Origin of the sequence: Pedobacter sp. ASV28 (assembly GCF_016428855.1) — a bacterium.
In the GTDB taxonomy this organism is placed as follows: domain Bacteria; phylum Bacteroidota; class Bacteroidia; order Sphingobacteriales; family Sphingobacteriaceae; genus Pedobacter.
Map to the genome: position 1 here is coordinate 61,307 of NZ_JAELTN010000017.1, position 23,534 is coordinate 84,840.

Consider the following 23,534-nt stretch of genomic DNA (forward strand, 5'->3'; position numbering starts at 1 on the left):
TAAGCAAGCTTGTATAACTAGTAACTAAAAGTTATGTTTTGTTTTATTTCAGGGTGCAGACTATAAGCCACGGGGCATGTTCTTGCCGCACGCTCAATAATTGCCCTGTCCTTATCGGAATAATCATTTGAAGGGAACTGAAGATGAACTACAATTTCACTAACCCTACGTGGATTTTCGGCCATGATCTTTGTAATTTCCGCTGTTGCCCCATCAATATTAAAACCATGCGACTTCGCCGCAATGCCTACAATGGTTAACATGCAATTACCCAGGGAGTTTGCCAGTAGGTCTGTAGGAGAAAAGGCTTCTCCTCTACCTTGATTATCAGTAGGTGCATCGGTAACAATCTCCTTCCCCGACTTTATGTGTACAGATTTTGTCCTTAAATCTCCTGTATAAGTAATTTTTGAAGTAGCCATCACTTGTTATTTTCGCAAATTTACTGCTTAAAATCAAATTATTATGTAATAAAATTGAAGTTTTGCCATCAAATTAAAAAACCATATCCTTTTCCTAAACACTATAACATCCAAAAGGGAGACATTGTTACAAATCCAATGTAAATCATGGTCCTTATTCTGGCTATTTCGCACCTACCTGTAACCTACCATTAGGGGTTTGGCCACAGATACCTGGTTCTTTTTAGGCAAATACTTAACTAACGCACAAATCTATGGCTATTGAAATATAAAAGGCAGGTGATTTTGTAGCACTTTTTGGTCAAAAAGGCGGATTTATAGCTACCGTACTGTTAGATCTATAAATTGAGGGTGAAATACCTGTATATTTCTTGAAGAATTTTCCAAAAAAAGATTGATCGCTAAACTGCAGTTCATCTGCCACCTGTGCCACATTCAAGAGATGGGAAGACAATAAAACTTTGGCCTCCTTGATAATCATTTCATCAATAAGTTCTCCTGCTGTTTTGCCTGTTACCTGCTTCACCACTTGCGACAAGTGCCTAGAAGTTACACACAATTCTTTTGCATAGTGCTGTACTCGTTTTTCCTTCTTAAAATTATCACTCAATATCATCAGAAAATTAGTGGTCAGTTCTTCTTTTCTATTGACTTTTACGGGAACGAAAACCCTATTTTTACTATATACGATCAATGTTTCATACAAGACCGAAAGGAAGCTATGGCGAATAATTTCTTTTAAATGCGGGGTTGTAGGTCCCATATTCAGCTTCTTTTTCAGTGATTTCATTGAAAATACAATATCTTCAAACTCTTCTTCACTAAGGGTAAACTGATGCACAAGCTCTGAGGAGAAAAGATGAACCACTTCTGCACCATTCAAAAAAACACCCTGCTCTTTTAGATAATCCTTTTTAAAGCCCATACTGATAAACTGTACATCATCGGAAACTTCAAAAAGCTCGCACATAGAACCCGGGGTAACCAAATACACATCTCCCTTTCCAAGGGTATACTTAACAAAATTATTCTGAAACTTGAATACCCCCTCTTGAACAACAATAACCGCAAATGAATTCGACCTAAAAGGCTGGCTGAGCACCAAGTAAGGAATTATTTCATGATGTGTCAGCACGTTCATACGTCCCAAATCACCAAATCCCTCGTCCAAACATGGCATATCTACTTTTTTTCGCATAGTGTCACCCATTTTAATAATCGCCTAATTTATATAAAAATACCCTATTTATAGACAAGAATAACAAAACTTGGGATTGGATTACAAGGGCAAAAAACATTTAATTCTAGCCTCTAAAACAGTCAAAAACCGCCCTAATTAATCAAATGATTAACTTTTTTAATTATTTTCGCATCTGAAATAATGACCAAAAATTACAAAATACAGATCAAAACCAGGAGTTGTCTTGAATTAAATCATCTTGATGGCAATTTCTCGTTCTTCCTGTCTATAAAACATAAAAAGCTACTTTTACCAAGAAAAACAAAATCCCTTCTTTTAAGGATGCCATATCAATGCCTTTTGTTTTCTCAATGTCAGATTTATCAAAATCCAACATTTTGACCAATAACCCATACTTTTGAACCACCCCATCTGGAGCAAAGATTTATTAAATTTGCGAGATTTTATTAATTCTAGTTTATTAAATGATTAATTTTATGTTGCCAAAAGGAGTAACATCTTAACGAAGCCTTAATCTAAAAAAGATGTACATATTGATTTAAACCATTGGCGAATTAATAATATCCAATTTACACAACAGATCTAATTGCATAAAAATATGCGTAAAAAATTACAAGATAGAGTAGCCTCATTTAAAGATGCTAAGCTGATCAAAGAGAAAGGGCTTTACCCATACTTTCGTTCTATTGACTCGGCCCAAGATACAGAGGTTATGATTAACGGGAAAGAGGTTTTAATGTTCGGTTCAAACTCTTACCTAGGTTTAACGAACCATCCAACAATTAAGGAAGCTGCTCAAAAAGCCATAGAAAAATATGGAACGGGCTGTGCCGGCTCAAGGTTTCTAAACGGAACTTTAGATATTCATTTAGAACTGGAAAGCAGGCTTGCCACCTATGTAGATAAAGAAGCTGCAGTACTGTTCAGTACTGGTTTCCAGGTCAACCTTGGTGTTATCTCCTGCCTATTGGAAAGAAATGACTATCTTATTTTAGATGAATATGATCATGCTTCTATTATTGACGGAAGCAGGCTATCATTTTCGCGTACCATAAAGTATGCACACAATGACATGAACGACCTGCGCAGCAAGCTGAGCCGTTTACCAGAGGATTCGGCAAAACTGATTGTTTCCGATGGTATTTTCAGCATGGAGGGCGATCTGGTCAATTTACCAGAAATGGTAAAAATTGCCAATGAGTTTGGTGCCAATATTATGATGGACGATGCCCATAGCTTAGGGGTAATTGGCTTTAATGGTGCTGGAACGGCATCACATTTTAACCTGAACAACGAGGTAGATCTTATTATGGGCACCTTTAGTAAATCATTGGCTTCACTAGGTGGTTTTATTGCCGCTGACCTAGATACCATCGAATTTATTAAACACAGGGCCAGATCGTTAATGTTCAGTGCCAGTATGCCTCCATCGGCCGTAGCCAGCGTAATTGCAGCTTTAGATATTATTGAAGCCGAACCCGAGCGCATCGATAAACTTTGGGACAACACCAACTATGCCAAGAAACTTTTGTTGGAGTCTGGTTTTGATATTGGACATACGGATAGTCCCATCATTCCAATCTACATTAGGGATAATGACAAAACTTTCCTGATCACTAATATTTTACAGAATAACGGTGTATTTGTAAACCCGGTTGTATCTCCGGCAGTACCATCTGATGCTTCTTTAATTAGATTTTCTTTAATGGCAACACATACTTTTGCCCAAATTGAAACCGCTGTAGAGAAGCTAAACGCCGCATTTAAAGAGGCCAGTGTAAATTTAGTAAAAGCTCAACTATAAAAATGGCCAAAATAGTTGCAGTTTCAGACAAAAAGTTGCTTAAGGCGTTCATCGATTTCCCTCATGAACTGTACAAAAACGACCCTTATTATGTACCAGAGCTATTCATAGCTCAACGTGACATGCTTACACCAGGCAAACATCCGTTCTATGATCATTCTAGAATACAATTGTTTTTAGCTTATAATGATGAACAAAAGCCTGTAGGCAGGATTGCTGCCATTATCAATGGTAACCACAACAACACAAAAAATGTAAAAGAAGGTTTCTTTGGCTTCTTCGATAGCATTGATGACAAGCAAGTAAGCCAAGCGTTATTATCTGCAGCTCAAAATTGGTTGAAAGAAAACGGCCAAACCAAAATAATGGGTCCGGTAAATTTCTCTACCAATGATATTTGTGGTTTACTGATAGAAGGTTACGATGGTCCTCCAGTAGCCATGATGCCCTATAATGCCCCTTATTATCTTGATCTTTTAGAAGATTTCGGCTTCGAAAAAAAGGTTGATCTAAGGGCCTACAGATATACAGCTGGTCATTATAATGACAGAGCAGTACAATTACTAGATGGCCTAGAAAATCGATTACAACGTAGTGAAATTATCATTAGAAAAATAAACCTTAAGAAATTTAAGGAAGAAGCCGCTGCACTAAGGGAAGTCTACAACAAAGCATGGGATAAAAATCTTGGCTTTGTACCGATGACAGATAAGGAATTCGATTATACGGCAAATGACCTTAAGTTGGTACTGGATACCGATTTCTGTTACATTGCCGAGCAAAAAGGCAAAATTATTGGTTTTGCATTGGCCATTCCCGACATTAACCAAATTTTGATCAAAATAAAAAGGGGAAGGTTATTTCCTACCGGCCTCCTTAAGCTTCTACTGGGCAAAAAGAAAATAAATGGCATCCGTATTTTATTACTGGGCGTTATTGATGGGTATCGCAAACTGGGTATCGAAGCATGTTTGTATGGCCGCATTATCAAAGCGTTTAAGGCCAGAGACTTTAAATACGCCGAGGCGAGCTGGACTTTGGAAGATAATGAAATGGTAAACCGCCCAATAGAGAATATTGGTGGAAAGTTGTACAGGAAATACAGGATACTGGAAAAAGCGATATGAGCAAAAAGGTATTAATAACAGGCGCTAGTGGTTTTGTAGGCTATCATTTAATCATAGCTGCAATTGAGCATGGACTCGATGTTTATGCAGCCATACGCCCTAACAGTAATACCTCGCACCTCTCTTCTCTAAACATTAACTATGTACACCTCAATTTTAATGCAGTAGATGCTTTAAAAGTAGAACTTGAGGAAAAGCAATATGCTTATATTATACATGCTGCAGGCACTACAAAGGCCAAAACCCTTCAGGCCTATAACCTGATCAATGCAGAATACAGTAAAAACTTGGCATTGGCGGCATCATTGGTCAATTATCAGCTTGAAAAATTCGTATTTGTAAGCAGTTTAGCTGCCGTTGGCCCGCTTTCAGATTTTAATTCCGCTATTGAGGACCATACCGTTTTGCAACCTGTAACTTTTTATGGGATGAGCAAAAAACTGGCAGAAGATTATTTAAATAAAATTGAAAATCTTCCTTTGATAACGGTAAGACCTACCGCAGTATATGGACCAAGAGAGAAAGATATCTTTATTCTGTTTAAAACCATTAACAGCAGGCTTGAGCCCTACATCGGCAAATTCGATCAGCAACTGAGCTTTATCTATGTAAAGGATCTGGCTGAAATTATTATCAGGTGCCTGAATTCAGCTATGGTTCACAAAACCTACAATATTTCTGATGGGTTGGTATACAATAGGTATGCATTGGCTGATGAGCTGAAAAAGGCATTGCATAAAAAAACACTGAAAATGCATATTCCCTTGGGCATGATCAAGGGGCTGGCCGGACTGATGGATGTTTTATATGCCAAAGCCTCAGCAACGCCTACACTAAACAGAGAGAAAATAAAAGAACTTACTGCTCCAAATTGGGCATGTAGTATAGAGAACTTTAAAAAAGATTTAAAGTTTACACCTCAATATAACTTACAGAAAGGTTTAGATGAAACCGTAAAATGGTATAAACTTAATAATTGGTTAAAATAAAGTAGTAAGCTACGTGGTAAGTTGTATAGTAATCATTCGCACACGTAAACGTATTACTTAATAACGTAAAACTTAATACTTAGTAAATAGATTAATACATAATAATAATGAAAAAGCAAATAAAAGAAGCCAATGGAAAATTGGGTATATTAATGCCTGGTCTTGGTGCCGTAGCAACCACCATGATTGCTGGTGTGATTGCTGTACGAAAAGGCCTATCTAAACCCATTGGATCTTTAACACAGATGGGAACTATACGTGTTGGTAAAAGAACAGAAAACAGAGAGCCCCTAATTAAAGATTTCGTTCCCTTAGCAAAGTTAGAAGACCTGGCTTTTGGTGGCTGGGATGTGTATGAAGATAACGTGTACGATGCTGCAATGAAAGCTAAGGTTATCGACGGCCATCTTTTGTATGAAATTAAAGATGAGTTAGCGGCAATTAAACCTTACAAAGCTGCGTTCGACAAAAATTATGTTAAAAATTTAGATGGAACTTACGTTAAGGAAGCGGCTACAAAATGGGATTTGGCTCAACAAGTAATTGATGATATCAAAGACTTTAAAGCTAAAAACAACTGCGAGCGTATTGTACTGGTATGGTGTGGTTCTACCGAGATTTATTTAGAGCCATCTGCAGTTCACCAAACATTAGCTGCTTTTGAGCAAGGTTTAAAAGACAATGACCCGAACATTGCTCCAAGCATGATTTATGCTTATGCTGCATTAAAATTAGGCTATGCTTACGCAAATGGTGCTCCTAACTTAACTGTAGATATCCCCGCAATGTTAGAGTTGGCCAAACAAACACAAACTCCAGTGGCTGGCAAAGACTTTAAAACTGGCCAAACTTTAATGAAAACCGTTTTGGCTCCAGGTTTAATGGCTCGTTCTTTAGGCGTTCGCGGTTGGTTCTCTGACAACATTTTAGGTAACCGTGATGGTTTGGTATTGGACGATCCTGATAACTTCAAAACTAAAGAAGTATCTAAATTAGGTGTACTAGAAGACATCTTCAAACCAGAACAAAACCCTGATTTGTATGGTGATATGTACCACAAAATCCGTATCAACTACTACCCTCCTCACGGTGATAACAAAGAAAGCTGGGATAACATTGACATCTTTGGATGGATGGGCTATAAAATGCAAATCAAGATTAACTTCTTGTGCCGCGACTCTATCTTGGCTGCTCCTATCGTATTAGACTTGGCTTTATTCTCAGATTTAGCCAAACGTGCTGGCATGAGCGGTATTCAAGAATGGTTATCGTTTTATTTGAAATCTCCTCAAACTAAAGAAGGATTGCGTCCAGAGAACGATATTTTCAAGCAGTTAGAAAAATTACATAATACCTTGCGCTATTTCATGGGTGAAGAATTAATCACTCATTTAGGGCTTGATTATTACGAAGAGAACTAATTAAACAAATGAAGATTTTGCAGACTCTTTAAAAATAAAATCGGGAAGCCGTTAAAATAGTAAGCATTTCTGTTGGAGCAAATCGGCAACGAAGTTGTAGCTGAAATTAAATCTACTTAAACGGTTTCCTGAATATTCGTCATTTGTCTGCAAATTGTAATTTGCCAAATCAGACACCAAAAACAATAGCCGGAAACTTTTGATTTAAAAAAAGTTTCCATAGTTTTGAGGTGTTAAAAATAGAGGGTAAATTGCTTGAGACTTCAAAGAAATTGAAACAGTGATATTTCACAAAATCATATCAACCAGTTTGGGAATAGGATATATAGGTAAAGGAGCTGGCACTTACGCTGCTATTTTTACCTGCCTTTTGTGGTATATTTTCCAGACTGGGCAATATGAAGCAAAACTTGCACCAGTATTAATTACCCTGTTATTGACCATACAGGGAATTAGAAGTGCAAATGAAGTAGAAGCGATTTGGGGGAAGGATCATAACCGGGTGGTGATAGATGAGGTAGCGGGAATGTGTATTACCTTACTCTTTGTGCCTGTTAAAATTGAATATATAGTTGCAGGTTTAATTTTATTCAGGTTTTTTGACATTGTAAAGCCTTTGGGCATACGTAAATTGGAAAAATGGCCCGGCGGCTGGGGAGTAATGGCTGACGATGTGCTGGCAGGTATTTATTCAAATATAATATTGCAACTAATCATTTTCTTCAGCATATTTTAAAAGAATGTTAACCTTTTTAAAAGCACAAGCATCATCATTAACAGCTACACTGGTCGATTATTTGATCACATGGTTCTGTGTAGATATGCTAGGGCTTTGGTATGTTTTAGGAAGTATAAAGGGAACAGTTGTTGGTGGCTGTGTAAATTTTTATATGGGGCGTAATTGGGTTTTTAATTCTACCGATAAAGACATTAAGCTCCAAATATTAAAGTACATTTTGGTATGGTGCGGCAACCTGGTGTTGATCACAGCAGGCGTTTATTTGCTTACGCACTATTTGGGCTTCAATTATATGCTCTCTAAAATCCTAGTTTCTGGATTAATCGGTACTATTTACAATTACTTCATGCAGAAGCAATTCATTTTCATACAGTAAATGAGACACACATATAAAAAATTAATTTATGCATTAATATTTCTTAATGCTACTGTACTTGGTATATCATCGGCATTCGCTCAAAAAACCACCATTACAGGCACCGTTAGGGATGCGGTAACCAAGGAAACTCTTCCCTATGTATCTATTTTCTTCAATGATACGAAGATTGGTACACAGACAGATATTGATGGAAATTTCAAAATAAGCACCTTAGAAAATTACAATAAACTGAAATTCAATTATGTTGGCTATGAGGTCTTATATAAAAATGTTATTGTTGGCCAAACACAGAAACTTGATATTTTACTAAAATCTAATGCCCAATCGCTAAACGAAGTGACGATCCTGGCCGGAAAAAAAGTGAGGTATTCCAACAAGAACAATCCTGCTGTAGAGCTGATCAGACAGGTCATTGAACATAAGGACGAAAACCAGCCTAAAAGCTATCAGACCGTATCTTATAAAGAATATGAAAAGATGCTGTTTTCTATGAGCAACATTTCAGAAAAATTCAAGAACAAACGCATCTTCAAAAATTATCAATTCCTGTTTCAGGAGCAAGATTCTACCTTAATAGGTGGCAAGAATTTATTACCAGTATATATACAGGAAAAGCTGTCCAACCGATACCTTAGTTTTTCTCCCGACAAGAGCAAGACTATTGTTTTAGGCGAAAAGCAGGTAGAATTTGACAATAGATACATTGATAACCAAGGGATGAAAGCCTATTTTGATAGGATGTACCAGAATATCAATATCTATGATAATAACATTTCCGTAATGAGCAACGACTTTTTAAGTCCTATAGCCAACGCTGCCCCTACCTTCTACAAATTCTTTATTACCGATACTTTGAAAAACATCAGTCCAAATGTAATCGAACTTTCGTTTACACCACGTAACAAGGGCGATATGTTGTTTGAAGGTAAGATCTACATTACCATGGATGGCAATTATGCCGTGCAAAGAGCTTCTTTCGGAGTAAACAAGAACATTAACCTCAATTTTGTAAGAGGAATGCAAATTGATCTTGACTTCGATAAAAATACCGATAAAAGGTATTATTTGAGCAAGAGTAATCTGGTTGCCGATTTTGGAATCAATAAAAATAAAGGGCTTGGCTTTACGGGCGAGAGAAGTGTAACCTACAAAGATTATCAGACCAACATTAGCATTCCAGATAGCATCTTTACAGGAAAAAATTTAGAAGTGCTTAGTGGTGCCAATAAAAGGAGTGACGATTTTTGGTCGCAAAATAGACTTGATACCATCTCTAAAAACCAGTTAAAGATCTATAATAATATAGACACCTTGCAAAATCTGCCATCCTTCAAAAGAACGATGCAGATTGTTACCCTACTTTTCGCAGGCTATCAAAATTTAGGCCCCTATGAAATTGGGCCCGTAAATACCTTTTATAGTTTTAACAATGTAGAGGGATTACGCTTGCGCTTGGGTGGAAGAACAACTCCTGAATTAAGCAAGAGATATTATTTTGAGAATTATGCCGCATATGGATTTAAAGATGAGAAATGGAAATTCTTCCTTTCTGCCACTTATTCATTAAACAATAAGTCTATATATCAATTCCCTCAAAACTATATCAGGGCCAGTTTCCAAAGAGATACTAAAATCCCAGGTCAGGAGCTACAATTCGTACAAGAGGACAACTTTCTTCTATCTTTTAAAAGAGGGGTTAATGATATGTTGTTGTATAACGACTTCTATCGGATAGACTATGTAAAAGAGTTCGAAAACCATTTTTCTTATACGCTAGGATTAAAGAAATGGTCTCAGACACCTGCTGGAGGGCTATATTACGTCGATGCTTTAGATAACAGCAACATCAATAAGCTGACCACCACAGAGCTTTCTCTAGGCCTAAGATTCGCGAAAAACGAAAAATTCTACCAGGGAAAAATCTACAGAACACCGATTATAGATCGTTTTCCTATCTTTAACTTAAGATATACAGCCGGCATCAAAGGTTTCTTGGGCGGTGAATATAATTACCACAATATCATGGGTAGTATGGATAAACGTTTTTATCTATCTCAACTGGGTTATAGTGATGTTCGGTTAGAAGGTGGCTATATTACCGGAAAACTTCCTTTTCCTTTGTTGGCCATCCACCGTGCCAACCAAACCTATGCCTATCAGCTAAACTCTTACAATCTAATGAACTTCTTAGAGTTTGTAAGCGACCATTATGTTAGCGTGAATATTGATCACAATTTTAATGGGTTCTTTTTAAATAAAATACCTTTGATCAGAAGCCTAAAATTGAGGGAGATCATCTCTTTTAAAGCGATTTATGGCGGTCTACGTGACGAGAACAATCCAGAAAAAACAACTACTGGATTGTATAAAATGCCTTTGTATGAAAATGGCTTGCAAAGAACCTATTCACTAAGCAAAACTCCATATATAGAAGGAAGTGTTGGTTTAGGAAATATTTTCAAACTAATTAGGCTAGATTTGGTTAAAAGGTTTAATTACCTCAATCATCCGGAAGTTTCTGAGTGGGGTATTAGGACTAGAGTAAAACTTGATTTTTAACAAGATGAAGCCAATATGGTTAAAATAATGATGAATACAATAATTATTTTAACCATCAGTGGTCCCCTACCTGTTTCAGGTAGGCATCTGACAAATAAAAAACGAACAGATGAAAGTAAGAGATAGCCTCCAACAGGGCATTTATAGGGTAATTAATCCATTTGTAAAAGGTCTTATTAAAATTGGCCTTACTCCAAACATGGTCACCACCATTGGTTTGCTGCTTAATATTGGTGTGGCCATTATTTTTATTGTAGGCGCCGAGAAATCAAATAGAGGTGAGCTTGAATATGTGGGCTGGGCAGGCGCACTGGTACTATTTGCAGGCCTATTCGACATGCTAGATGGGCAAGTTGCCCGATTGGGCAATATGAGCTCTAAGTTTGGCGCTTTATATGATTCTGTCTTAGACCGTTATAGCGAAATGGTCATGTTTTTAGGCATTTGTTATTACTTAATTTCCCATCATTATTTCCTAAGTTCATTGTTTGCTTTTATTGCGCTAATTGGCTCTATGATGGTAAGCTATACACGGGCCAGGGCAGAAGGACTGGGCGTAGAGTGTAAAGGAGGTCTCATGCAAAGGCCTGAACGAGTAGTAACCATTGGTGTTTTTGCCATTGTATGTGGCATTGCCTCCAATTTCATCGGTGGCGATTATAAACTATTCGTTCCTGGAATCAAGTTTCATGTATTTGAAACTATGACCATTTTTACCTTGCCCATTACACTTATGGCCATACTCACCAACATTACCGCATTTAATAGGTTAATGGATGCAAAAAAAGCCCTAGATGCCCAAGAAGTGTTAAAAACCAAAAGCAACAAAGCTGCATTAATTATTGGTTCAGTGTTCTTTGTAGGTCTAGGGCTATTTGTACAGCCAAGCGCAAAGGCCCAACATAATGACGACCCTTCGCCACTTACCTTCCCAACACCAAAAAATATATCGAACCAATTGTTTTATGTTCAAAGAGACCCGAATATCAACACCATTATCTGCCAGCTAAATGTTGATGAAAAAGGTGACATTGATAAGAAACAGCCTGTTAACGTGTTTTGGATTCGCTATGCAGATAAGGAAGGGAAAAAAGACCTCAACTACATCCAAAGAAAATTTGCCTATGGCATACAAAGTAAAGACATAGGCAACGATCAATATGAACTCCGCTTTGTATCGTACAAGAAGTTCCCACTATTGCTCACCAAATCGGAAATAGATAAAAAATATCATGTTTACGTAACTGCGAACAATAAGAGAATACTATTGGATAGGATTTTTCTTAGAATTGAAGGAGGTACTTTTTGGCTACCCAACGTTAAATATGTAGAAATAAAAGGTTACGACGCTTCAAATCCTACCAAAGCGGTAACAGAAAGAATAAAAGTTTAAGATATCAGGCTATGGCAAAAAATTTTGTTTCAAACTCTAGTGAATCAACAAGAATGTTTAAAAGCGATTTATTAGAAGCTTTATCCAAGGTAAAATATTATATCCCATTAATTGTGTACATACCCATTATTGGTTTTTTAACATGGAAATCGCTTTTCGATGTAAAAACACCCCTACTTGAGTTTATAGGATGGATAGCATTTGGCTTATTTATATGGACCATTACCGAATATATACTACATCGCTATATTTTCCATTTCTATCCCTCCAGTAAATGGGGAAAGCGTATTCATTTCATATTTCATGGGGTGCACCACGACTATCCAAATGATGTCAATAGATTGGTAATGCCCCCATCGGCAAGTATTCCATTGGCCTTGGCATTTTATTTTTTGTTTGATTGGCTTCTGCCCGACACCAAAATCTACTCTTTTTTCATAGGCTTTATTGGAGGCTATTTATTTTATGACATGGTACATTATGCCTTACATCATGCCAATTTCAAAAGTGGTTTATGGAAAAGGTTAAAACATCACCATATGTTACACCATTACTCAGACTCTACCAAAGGTTTCGGTGTTAGCTGGATGTTTTGGGATGATATATTTAGATCTAAATTCGATAAAAAATAATATGACAACTGAAATTCCTTCACAGAAGGTACGCTCTACCACGAGGGATTTGTTCTTTACATTAAGTGTTTCTGTACTTTACCTTGCCATTTCATATCTATTGGTTGGCTTTAAAACCGATCAGCTCGTACTTATCGGTATTTTTAGCACGCTCTATTTTTTATCGATAAATACGCGTAAGTTCATCATAGGCTTTTCTATTTTCATTATCTACTGGATCATTTATGATTATATGAAGGCCTTCCCCAATTATAATTACAGTGTTGTACATATTGCAGATCTTTATCATTTTGAACAAAACGTTTTTGGCATTACACAAGGGAAACTACTTCTTACACCGAATGAATATTGGCTACTGCACACCAATACCTTTTTAGATGTACTCACCGGTTTTTTCTACTTAATGTGGATACCTGTCCCCTTGGCTTTTGCTGCTTTTCTGTTCTTTAAAAACAAACCGTACTTCCTGTATTTCTCCCTTACCTTTGTACTGGTCAACCTATTGGGTTTTGTAGTGTATTATCTCTATCCTGCCGCCCCACCTTGGTACGTACAACAACACGGGTTCGATTTTATTGCAGGTACACCCGGCAATACAGCGGGCTTAGTCAGATTTGATCATTTCTTTAATGGAGGCCTATTTCAATCTATCTACAGTAAAGGTTCCAATGTTTTTGCGGCCATGCCTTCCCTACATTCTGCCTACCCTCTAATTGTACTTTATTATGGCCTTAAGGGGAAACTAGGCAAAATAAACCTATTTTTTGCAACGGTTATGGTAGGCATTTGGTTTGCCGCCGTTTATACCAGCCATCATTATATTACCGATGTTTTGGCTGGAATCTGCACCGCAATAATAGGCATCTTCCTTTTTAATTGGCTAAAAAATCGAAAACCACTCGTATCGTTTACCAAATCGATGTTAAAACTAATCTCATAGCCATATGATCAGCAAGCTTGACCAACTTAAAGGGGATGACCTAAACCAAATTCTAAATTTATCTGGACAGCTTGGGTATGAAAATAATGTCGATACCCTGTCTTCAAGACTAAGCGAGATCATTAAACAAGATGACCATGCCATTTTTGTGGCCAGAGTAGATCAAAAAATTGTAGGTTGGTTGCATTGCCTGGTTGGCCTAAGGGTAGAAAGCCCTTTATTTGTAGAGGTTGCAGGTCTAGTGGTAGATGAACAAGCAAGAGGCCTGCATATCGGAAGAAATTTAATAGAGACCAGCAAGCAATGGAGTGCCAACTTGAACATTTCCAAAATGTTGATACGCTGTAATGTACTACGAACCGAAACCCATAAATTCTATCATCACCTTGGTTTTCAATGCAATAAAGAGCAAAAAATTTTTGAATTAGATCTATAGTCCCACTTTAACTTTTCCCTCTGCTATGCTTGGCATCATCAATCACTGTAAATTTAGGGAAACCGTTCAAAAATATCCAAAATGCTTCATTTAAAAATGGCGTTAAATGTAAGGCTATTAAAGGTATTTCTTGCCAGATTAGTGATATCCATTTTAGCAAAACAGGGCATATGACCCTTATCGTAACACATGATAATAGGCTTCGTTTTAAAACCTTGGGCAAGAATGTGATCTTCATAGCAGATACCAGCTTATAATCCATTCACTTGCAAAAAAATAATCCCTATATTTAGCTGTTGTCTCTAGACACCTAAACCACAGACTAAACACTTAATAGTATGCCACTTGTAATAAAACGACTAAAAAGTCGTTTATTTTTCTGCTTTGTTCTATTTTTTTCCGGCATTACGGCCTCGGCCCAAACTACCAAGGTAGACGAACTACTTAATCAACTCCATAAAAATGATCCAGATACGACCCAGATCAAGGTCATGAGGAAATTATCTGCGGCCTATACTTCGGTTGATCCCATAAAAAAATTTTATTATGCAAACCAATATAGGTTATTGGCAGAAAAAAATGGCATAGACTCTTCCGTTGCCAATGCCTATTTAGATATGGGCATCTCTTATGCCGTTAGAAGCAATTTAGATAGTGCCCTTTATTACTTTAGGTTAGGCCAGGAAAAATCGAAGGCCAGTAATTACACAAAGGGCATAGCTCGTAGTTACGTAAACATTGGCTTTATTTACGATAGATTTGACCGTAAAAAAGAATCCGTCAAAAATTACGAAGAGTCCTTAAAAATCTATCGGAAACTCAATTTTAAAAAGGGTATTAACCAATGTATTATGAATTTGGGTTCTCTCTATTTTGATCTGGGCGAATATAAAACAGCAGATATTTATTTCCGACAGGTATTGGAAAGTGTTAAAGAAACGCCTAATGATCAAGCAGGTCTGGCCACTGCTCTTTTTTCATTAGGTAGTTCAAACAGAAAGATCGGCGATCAAAAAAAATCGCTCGAATATTATCAAAAAAGTTTAGCCATTAGAGAAAAAATCGGTGACTTAAATGGCATTGCCTTAAGCCATTGGGGCATTGGCCTGGTCATGAACAACACCAAAAAATACCATAAGGCATTAGAGCATCTTGAAATTGCGCTAAAACACAATAGGGCATTAAAAAATATCTATCAAGAAGCTATTGTACTCATGTCAGTTTCTTATGCCCATGTCCAACTAAAAGATTATAAAAATGCTGAGAAAGCTGCAAAATTAGGTTTGGCCAAGGCTAAAGAATCCAACTCCAAGGGATTAGTAGTACAGGCGCTTGAATACCTTGTAGAGGTAAATAAAGCACAGAAAAAATATGCCGATGCCTTGCGCCATCAATCTGAATATATGGCCATAAACGATAGCATTAACAATTCAAAAACCAAAAAAGAGGTTATCTTAAATGATCTACGCAGAATTAATTACGATAACAAAAACCTAGAAAAACGGAACAAAACCATAAATGCCAAAATCAGCGATTATATCATTACCATTTCAATCATTACTTTCCTATTGGTGGCGGTGGCTATTCTTTTGGTACTCTACTACAAAAAGAACTCCGAAAAGAATACAGCCAATGCCCTATTGCAAAAACAGAAAAAAGAAATTGCCGAAGTTAACGAGGAGCTTGGGGCATTAAATGAAGAATTGACCATGCAAATGGATATTGTTTCGGCACAGAACATAGAACTGGAAAAGCTAAACAAAGTAAAAAACAAGTTTTTCTCCATCGTTTCCCACGATATAAGGGCACCATTGAATAATTTAAAAATGCTGTTGGGGCTATACAGAAAAGGTACCTTAAATGAACAAGAACTAAGCGAACTATTAACCAAACTAGAAGATACGATATACACTACCGCAGATTTTTTAGATAACTTATTAGAATGGTCTAAAAATCAGCTCGATGGTATAATGGTCAATCCTACGCTTTTTCAGATACATCAAACTGTAGATGATAACATCAAATTAATGGATTCCCAAATTAAACTGAAGTCACTTAAGGTTAACAACAGCATCCATCCAGAAATAACGGTTTTTGCTGATCCAGACATGATCAATGTAGTGGTCAGAAACCTGCTTTCAAATGCCATAAAATTCTGTAGACCAGAAGATCAAGTGTTTTTTGACGCAAAATTAGAAAACGATATGGTAGTGCTTTCCATTAGGGATACTGGACCCGGAATTGATGATGGGGACAAAGAAAACCTTTTCAATTTAGCAAACACCATGAGTACTGGAACCTCTGGCGAAAAAGGTTATCAAATTGGTCTTATTCTGTGTAAGGATATGATCCTTCAGAATAATGGAAACATACATATATATAGCCACTTAGATAGCGGTACCATCTTTTACATTACACTTCCAGCCAAAAGTTTAGTTTAAGCTAGTGTGGCAACTTATCCCTAAGTTTGCCATATACCCAAGTGCCGGCAATAGCGCTCAAAAGGGTAACCACAATAACGGTAGCTCCAGTTCCTATTTGTGCAAATAGCGGACCAGGGCAAGCCCCTGTTATGGCCCAACCAAAACCGAAAAGCAGGCCGCCATAAACTTGTCCTTTATTAAATTGTTTGGGATAGAATACTATTTTCTCTCCATCAATAGTCCTAATATCAAATCGTTTGATCAACCAAACGGAAATCATCCCTACCGCAATGGCACTACCTATTATTCCATACATATGAAAAGATTGTAGACGAAACATTTCCTGTATACGAAACCAACTTACCACTTCCGCCTTCACAAATATGACCCCAAACAACAAACCAACAATAGTATATTTTAAATAATGGTACCACTGGGGTGCCAAACCACTTTCCTTCACGCCTATCTTATCTAGAGAACTCACTTCGAAATCTATATTTTTCTGCATTTTCTCTATTTTAAAGTGAAAGGATATAAGGTAAGATCAAATTTGCCATGGCAAAACCTCCCACCATGAAACAGATCGTTGCCACCAAAGATGGCCATTGCAAGGTAGATAAGCCCATGATGGCATGTCCACTGGTACAGCCACCTGCATAACGGGTACCAAAGCCTACCAAAAAACCTCCACCCACCATTATCAATATGCCTTTTAAGGTAAATAATGATGACCAATTCATAATATCTTCGGGCACCAAATTATGATAGTTCGTCATGCCATATTTGGCAAGTTCAGCCACTAACTTCGGGTTTATCACCATTGGGTTGGGGTTAGCTAAAAAATTGATCGCTATTGCTCCGCCCAAAAATATCCCGAAAACAAAAAATAGATTCCAAATTTCCCTTTTCCAATCATATTTGAAAAATGGAATATTCGATGGTATACAGGCTGCACAAATATGTCTCAATGATGAACTGATGCCAAATGATTTATTACCGAGAATTAAAAGTGCAGGCACAGTTAGCCCAATTAAGGGTCCTGCCACATACCATGGCCAGGGTTGTTTGATGAATTCCAGCATTTCTAATTATTTTTCAATTGTTTTCTTACCTTTTTTTCACTAATTAAACCCATATTTTCCCATATGAGTTCCTTCTTTTTATATAATTTTAGTACAGGTAAAGCAACGATCTTTAAAGTCTTACACAACGCTACATTTTCATCTACATTTATGCGAACCAATTTTACCTGATCTGCCAGTTCTACACTAATTTTCTCCAGATAGGGCTTCATTTCACGACAAGGAACACACCAGTCGGCATAAAAATCAACCAGTACCAACTTATCGGAGTTTAAAAGTTCTTCATATTCCCTCAGGCTCATCCCCTTAGTTACAGAAGCCATTTTTGTTTCCGGAAGATTTTTCTCTCTCCATTGCATCATGCCCCCAGACATTTCAAACACTTGCCCAAAGCCCATTTTCCTCATTTCCCCAGCTGCCGCCACACTACGTCCGCCACTTAAACAATATACAAATACAGGTTTCGATTTATCCAATTTGGCCATTTGCTCCTGAAAATCTTGCCCATTCCAATTTATGTTAATGGCATCTTTTACATGGCCCTTTTCAAATTCTGCGGGCGTTCTTACATCCACAACTACACCAGTTTTTGTAGTATTTATCTTTTCGGAGAATTCGGTCACCGAAAGTTTAGTCGGTTCAGGTTTTGTTTGTCCTTGAACATAGCTATTTATTAAAATAGCCAGAAACTGCATGATTATCCTTTTGTTCATTTATTTTTTTATTGACCAATGCACTTATTAATGCGATTATAGCTTTGCCAAGATACATTATGAGGCAGCAACATCATAAACTTTAAGCAAAGTTAGCGAAACGCTTTACTTTGACCTATAAAATTTGTTGTTGTCATATTGTTTTTTGACACTAGATTTTAGTTTTTTTCCTAAAAGCCTAAGCACAAAGCACGAAACATTACATCTTTACAACATATCAATCTTATAACAATTAACGAAGATTGCTTAACTTTGTATTATGATTGAACTTCCCGTTGTCGCAGCCGTAACTGAAAAAGCACGTAAACCCGATTGGCTAAGGGTTAAATTACCTGTTGGTAAGGAGTATGCACAGGTTAGAAGTTTGGTAGACACACATAAGCTACACACCATTTGCGAAAGTGGCAACTGTCCGAATATGGGCGAATGCTGGGGCGCAGGAACTGCCACCTTCATGATCTTGGGCAACATCTGTACCCGTTCATGTTCCTTTTGTGCGGTTGCTACCGGAAGACCTCTAGCCGTTGATACAGACGAACCCAATCGTGTAGCTAATTCGGTAAAATTAATGGGGGTAAAACATTGCGTGATTACTTCTGTAGATAGGGATGACCTAAAAGATGGTGGTTCCATTATCTGGGCAGAAACCCTGCAGGCCATTAGAAGGGAAAGTCCAATAACTACCTTAGAAACGCTAATTCCAGACTTCAAAGGGCAATGGGATAATTTATACCGCGTTTTAGAAGAACGACCTGAAGTAGTTTCACATAATATGGAAACGGTAAAACGTTTAACCCGTCAAGTACGTATCCAAGCTAAATACGACAGAAGTCTAGCGTGTTTAAAAAGGATTTCTGACTTTGGCCTACGTACCAAAACAGGCATTATGCTGGGCCTTGGCGAAACCGAAGAAGATGTATTTGAAGCCATGGATGATCTGGTAGCCAACGGCGTACATATCCTTACTTTAGGACAATACCTACAACCCACTAAAGCACATCACCCTGTTATAGACTGGATACATCCTGACCAATTTGCCAAATACAAAGAAGTAGGTCTGGCCAAAGGCCTAAAGTATGTAGAGAGCGGACCCTTGGTACGGTCATCCTATCATGCCGAAAAACATTTATTTGAGATAGAAGGTATCGCTTAATTTTTTCATCGTTGCGTTTATTCACTTAAAGCAGCTTGGACCTGCGGTGAATTAATGAATCAGGGCATTAAAAGCAAACACCACTATCTTTTGGATAGCGGTGTTAAACTAATCATTAATTTTTGGCATTTGCAGCTATGCTTTCTTTCGGGGCACCTCAAACCAAAAAAGCACCCCTCCGAAAGCATATATTATTGGTTACTTTACGCTCTATCTGCCATTTCTCCAATAAGTTTTTTATTATTCATCTATTTCTTTATTATTTTCATTTCCTGTTTTTGTCCATCTGTCTCTATCCTTATGAAGTAGACACCCTTGACCACTGCCGACAAATCTACCTGGGTTAAATTTTGCCCCTTGGCTATGGACACTATTACTTCTTTTTTCCCTTGAAGGTTATAAATCGTTATCCATCCCGAATGCTGTATTGCAGGATGAGCTATATTGATGATACGCTCGGTTGGATTCGGGTAAACTGAAATGGCAACAGTATTATTATTTACGGCGATATACTTTCCTTCTTCTCTTCTTCCATCTTTATCTATCATAATTAAACGGTAATAGTTCACTCCATTTAGCGGACGCGTATCTTCGTATAAATAATTATTTGTACCCGAGCTATTCAAAGCAGATTTCAAACCTATTTTAGTGAAATTCAGCTCACTTCCAGCTCTTTCTATTTCAAAATGGGAAACATTTTCTTCTTCGGCCGTTTGCCAATTTAATAATACCGAAGGTGCTACAGCCTGCTTCAGCTTTCCGGTAAAAGACAGCAGTTTTAGAGGTAATACCCCATCATTTATAATTACAAATGGGCTAAATTGTTCAATCGCTGTAATGGAAACACTATATGGATTCGAACCACTAATAGCAGTGGGATAACCTACATAGGCATTATTATGATAGTTCGCTACTATAATTGGATATCCAATATCAAAACCTGAATTTTGATCTGTTGTATTCCATTGAAAAACAATATTTGCTTTTGCCCCATTAACTGCAGGGGCAACATCCCATTGCAGATTTACCGATTTTGTAGTATTTGATGGAAGTACATTATCAAATCCTGTTTTAACCTTTACGATAAAGTCGCTTACCGTTCCAGTATTTGAAATAGAAAGCGGGGTATAGCTACTAGCTGTACCTATAGGAAACAAGGAGACCGAACTTCCTACGTTCTTATAAGTTAAGCTTCCTGCTCCGTTGGTTACCACATAACCACTTCCGGTTCTGGTGATATTTGTAGCTGTCAAATTATTTGTACCCAAGCTGAGTTTGCCTTCAGCAATACTTAGGTTTCTTACCGTTAAGGCCGATTGCAGTTCATAATTACCCGCAACATCAATATCCAATGCAGTTAGGGTATTTGTGGCATCAGTATACTTGTATTTACTGTTTGCCCCTTTTAGATTTATTTTAACCGATGCTGCCGAATTAGATTCGAATGTGCCCGCATTAACTATAAAATCACCAGAAACATTAATTGCTGCATTCACCGTACCATTTTCCCTTACCACCACTCTACCACCATTTTGCTCATAACTGCCCATGCCAATTGTACCGCTGGTATTTAATAAAGCTAAGTAAGTAGAACCAGTACTATTAACCGTAAACTTCCCACGTATATTCTCTACCAAATTTCCCTGAAATGCATAATAATTTGTTTGGCCCGTATTGTTCCAAGTTACATTATAATAACTTAGGGTATTTTTTAATATTCCTGTCTGAGAAGTTGTAATACCAGAAATTAAGAAAGTTGAACCATCTTGAAAATTAATGATTGCCGGCATGGTACTAGAATTTGCAGCATGTTCATATGTACCATATAGATTTACATTGGTATAGCCCACCGATGATTTATTTGTAAATGTAGCTCCCAACTGCACTATGATACTTCCTGATGCACCATTAGTCACAGCACCTTTATTAATTAATGTACCTTTATTGCCAACTTGAATGGTGCTATTTGTGGCTTGAATAGTTCCAATATTATCAAAAACACCATCTTCGCCTATAATTAGCTGGCTACCAGCAACATCAATTTTAAGCAAACTACCACTATTATTTGTAAAAGTGCCTTTTACAGTAAGATTGAAAATACCATTATTTGAAATGCTTCCATCATTTACCAATTCTCCCTCAACCACGAAATTAGGTGATTGGGTTGCAAATTTCACCGTAGAAGTTGAAGGAATAGTTAGCTTTCCCCCTTCTCTTACCGTAAAATTATTTACATATCCAGACCCGTTGGTAATAGTTGGCAGCAATATAACATGTCCATTGTCAATGATTGATGTCCCTCCAGAATTATAGACAGGATAGGCACTTACTGTATTCCATGTTGTTCCGTCATATTTTTTCCAAACGCTTACATCGTCCCAGTTGCCACTTTTTACCGTGATATAATCGCCATTCACAGCAGCTTTTACAACACTTCCTTTAAAATCAATATTTTTTAAAGTGGCATATCTATCATTAGATGAGCTTCCCGTTCTAAAATACATCCTTACCTTTAACTCTTTGCCAGTAGCCACCTGTACGCCATTGGCTCCATTTAAGGCAAAAGCGTATCTTTTATTTCCAGTATTCTGATTAGCCAGCACAAATGCTCCATTGGTAAAACTTCCGTAGGTAATGGGCGTCTCTGGAGTACCATTTAACAGGCCGCTTTGCAATAGCGTACTGGTTTGAAAATTATCCGTAGAATATTCAACCGCAAAATTTCCTGTCGTTTGAAAAACAGCTAGGTTAAACAACAATGAATCGACCCTCGCCTCATAAGCCGAAGCCGCCTTTAGAGTGAGCTCTATATACTTAGTCTTATCGGTCATGTTCTTAATTTCGTTAGCGCCCCAACCGCCGCCAAGTGAATTTGGAGCAAACTGAATACCCGAAACAGTAGAATAAGAAATATTTGTGCCAGATACCTTTTCAGACAATACGTAGGTATTTAAATTTAATGTTGCGGTCTCTAGGCCATCTTTAAGGTAGGTGGCATTCGAATTTTGGGCCAGCGAAAGACTTGCTATGGTTTTGCTGTTCACCAAGGGATGACTGTAAGTTTCTCCTGTTACGGCTATACTTTTATTATGGGCTCCCGTACCTGAAACAATGGTTAAATTTCCGGCATAGGTTCCTGCAGCAGCTGCATTCAATCTCACCAAAATGGTTTTTGAAGTTAGTAGACCATTCGGCGCACTCATGATTAAGGGACTAGATGCATTGCTCCAATTTACACCATTATCCACGCTCACCTCGAAATTTACCGGCGGAGTAATGGTCACATTTCCCAATAAATATTCTCCATTAATTGTTAATATTTGAGAAGAGGAAGGTTTGTCGATCCCTTGCTTAAAAGCTTGTAAAGTTCCTGTAAGGTTAATTACAGGTACTGCTGAAATTGAAATGCTTTCCGATCGTATCGTGCCATTTGTCGAAGTAGCTTCTACATAATATTCATAAGTAGACATAGACGGCGGTACGACTTCCCTACCTGTTACAGGAGCGTGAGAAATATTTACATTATTACCGTTGATGGTTTGTTCATTCACCAACACGGGGCTGCCACCATCTGCAATTCTGTACAATTTGTAGACGACATTATTTTCGGGCCAGTTCAGGTTCCAGGTAAAGGTTAATTCTGTACCAGACTTAATATACTTAAAGTTAGAGATGGCCAATCTATTGGCAGGGACTGTATTTCCATCCAGAAAAACAGCATAGGGGTCCCAAATATTATCATTTCTATCCTTGAATACGATGTTATTATCTAAATATTCTGCGGCATCTACGCTACGCAGCTGATTAGACCAAGCAACACGGGAAGACACATCCAATAGGTTTCCATTCATATCCATCGAATTGTATTCTGCATAAATGATCCTACTCACATCCGTACCAGCATCCCAAACAGCCCATCCTTCCGGTTTTACTACATTGCTCATTTTGGTATTGATAAAAATAGTAGCCGAGGTAGATTTTGATTCTGCAGTGGCAGCATCATTTTGCCATGGCCTGCCCAATACATATTTGGTAACGCCCCTGTTGGCTATAATGTCGCAATTCCTAAATAAAAAACCTTTATTTTCTCTTGTATTGCTGTCTCTTATACACATCTCCGA

19 protein-coding genes are annotated in these 23,534 nt (G+C 37.5%); 13 read left to right on the forward strand and 6 right to left on the reverse strand.

Annotated features, from left to right (window positions below; translation table 11 throughout):
• Window positions 1-17: 17 nt before the first annotated feature.
• Window positions 18-422, reverse strand: a complete 405-nt coding sequence (locus JHD79_RS08430) for an OsmC family protein (RefSeq protein ID WP_199118784.1) — start codon at window positions 420-422, stop codon at window positions 18-20.
• Window positions 423-723: 301 nt separating this feature from the next.
• Window positions 724-1,620 (reverse strand): AraC family transcriptional regulator, encoded by an 897-nt coding sequence (locus tag JHD79_RS08435; protein WP_199118785.1) that lies wholly within the window; start codon window positions 1,618-1,620, stop codon window positions 724-726.
• Between the two features lie 601 nt (window positions 1,621-2,221).
• Between JHD79_RS08435 and JHD79_RS08440 the strand changes: the two genes are divergently transcribed.
• From JHD79_RS08440 to JHD79_RS08495, 12 genes are all read left to right on the forward strand, one after another.
• Window positions 2,222-3,427, forward strand: a complete 1,206-nt coding sequence (locus JHD79_RS08440) for a pyridoxal phosphate-dependent aminotransferase family protein (protein WP_199118786.1) — start codon at window positions 2,222-2,224, stop codon at window positions 3,425-3,427.
• Between the two features lie 2 nt (window positions 3,428-3,429).
• Window positions 3,430-4,554 (forward strand): hypothetical protein, encoded by a 1,125-nt coding sequence (locus tag JHD79_RS08445; protein WP_199118787.1) that lies wholly within the window; start codon window positions 3,430-3,432, stop codon window positions 4,552-4,554.
• The gene (locus JHD79_RS08450) at window positions 4,551-5,543 is read left to right on the forward strand and encodes an NAD(P)-dependent oxidoreductase (protein ID WP_199118788.1); all 993 of its coding nucleotides are present in this window, start codon (window positions 4,551-4,553) and stop codon (window positions 5,541-5,543) included. The genes JHD79_RS08445 and JHD79_RS08450 overlap by 4 nt, the downstream gene beginning before the upstream one ends.
• A 107-nt stretch (window positions 5,544-5,650) precedes the next feature.
• Window positions 5,651-6,964: an inositol-3-phosphate synthase gene (locus JHD79_RS08455; protein ID WP_199118789.1), complete on the forward strand. Its 1,314-nt coding sequence runs from the start codon at window positions 5,651-5,653 to the stop codon at window positions 6,962-6,964.
• A 280-nt stretch (window positions 6,965-7,244) separates the two neighbouring features.
• A complete protein-coding gene (locus JHD79_RS08460) occupies window positions 7,245-7,700 on the forward strand; it encodes a phosphatidylglycerophosphatase A (protein ID WP_370583310.1) in 456 nt (151 codons plus the stop codon).
• A 4-nt stretch (window positions 7,701-7,704) separates the two neighbouring features.
• Complete coding sequence (locus tag JHD79_RS08465; RefSeq protein ID WP_199118790.1) at window positions 7,705-8,079, forward strand: GtrA family protein; 375 nt, start codon at window positions 7,705-7,707, stop codon at window positions 8,077-8,079.
• Entirely contained in the window at window positions 8,080-10,641 is a 2,562-nt protein-coding gene (locus JHD79_RS08470) for a DUF5686 and carboxypeptidase-like regulatory domain-containing protein (RefSeq protein WP_199118791.1), read from the forward strand.
• Window positions 10,642-10,750: 109 nt separating this feature from the next.
• Window positions 10,751-12,034 carry a DUF4833 domain-containing protein gene (locus JHD79_RS08475; RefSeq protein ID WP_199118792.1) on the forward strand — a complete coding sequence of 428 codons (1,284 nt, stop codon included), beginning with the start codon at window positions 10,751-10,753 and terminating at the stop codon, window positions 12,032-12,034.
• Window positions 12,035-12,045: 11 nt separating this feature from the next.
• Complete coding sequence (locus tag JHD79_RS08480; protein WP_199118793.1) at window positions 12,046-12,666, forward strand: sterol desaturase family protein; 621 nt, start codon at window positions 12,046-12,048, stop codon at window positions 12,664-12,666.
• Window position 12,667: 1 nt separating this feature from the next.
• The gene (locus JHD79_RS08485) at window positions 12,668-13,606 is read left to right on the forward strand and encodes a phosphatase PAP2 family protein (protein ID WP_199118794.1); all 939 of its coding nucleotides are present in this window, start codon (window positions 12,668-12,670) and stop codon (window positions 13,604-13,606) included.
• 4 nt (window positions 13,607-13,610) lie between these two features.
• The gene (locus tag JHD79_RS08490; RefSeq protein WP_199118795.1) at window positions 13,611-14,042 is read left to right on the forward strand and encodes a GNAT family N-acetyltransferase; all 432 of its coding nucleotides are present in this window, start codon (window positions 13,611-13,613) and stop codon (window positions 14,040-14,042) included.
• Window positions 14,043-14,380: 338 nt separating this feature from the next.
• The gene (locus JHD79_RS08495; RefSeq protein WP_199118796.1) at window positions 14,381-16,483 is read left to right on the forward strand and encodes a tetratricopeptide repeat-containing sensor histidine kinase; all 2,103 of its coding nucleotides are present in this window, start codon (window positions 14,381-14,383) and stop codon (window positions 16,481-16,483) included.
• Window position 16,484: 1 nt separating this feature from the next.
• On the opposite strand, the gene JHD79_RS08500 is transcribed toward JHD79_RS08495, so the two are convergent.
• The 3 genes from JHD79_RS08500 to JHD79_RS08510 are packed head-to-tail and all read right to left on the reverse strand — an operon-like array spanning window position 16,485 to window position 18,260.
• Window positions 16,485-16,973, reverse strand: a complete 489-nt coding sequence (locus tag JHD79_RS08500; RefSeq protein ID WP_199118797.1) for a DUF6691 family protein — start codon at window positions 16,971-16,973, stop codon at window positions 16,485-16,487.
• A gap of 10 nt (window positions 16,974-16,983) precedes the next feature.
• Complete coding sequence (locus tag JHD79_RS08505; RefSeq protein ID WP_199118798.1) at window positions 16,984-17,547, reverse strand: YeeE/YedE family protein; 564 nt, start codon at window positions 17,545-17,547, stop codon at window positions 16,984-16,986.
• 2 nt (window positions 17,548-17,549) lie between these two features.
• On the reverse strand, window positions 17,550-18,260 hold the full coding sequence (locus JHD79_RS08510; RefSeq protein ID WP_199118799.1) for a thioredoxin domain-containing protein: 711 nt from the start codon (window positions 18,258-18,260) through the stop codon (window positions 17,550-17,552).
• Between the two features lie 259 nt (window positions 18,261-18,519).
• Here JHD79_RS08510 and lipA point away from each other — a divergent pair, with 259 nt between their 5' ends.
• Window positions 18,520-19,413 carry a lipoyl synthase gene (lipA, locus tag JHD79_RS08515; RefSeq protein ID WP_199118800.1) on the forward strand — a complete coding sequence of 298 codons (894 nt, stop codon included), beginning with the start codon at window positions 18,520-18,522 and terminating at the stop codon, window positions 19,411-19,413.
• 248 nt (window positions 19,414-19,661) lie between these two features.
• On the opposite strand, the gene JHD79_RS08520 is transcribed toward lipA, so the two are convergent.
• The coding region (locus JHD79_RS08520) for a pectinesterase family protein (protein WP_199118801.1) at window positions 19,662-23,534 on the reverse strand (3,873 nt) is incomplete at its 5' end.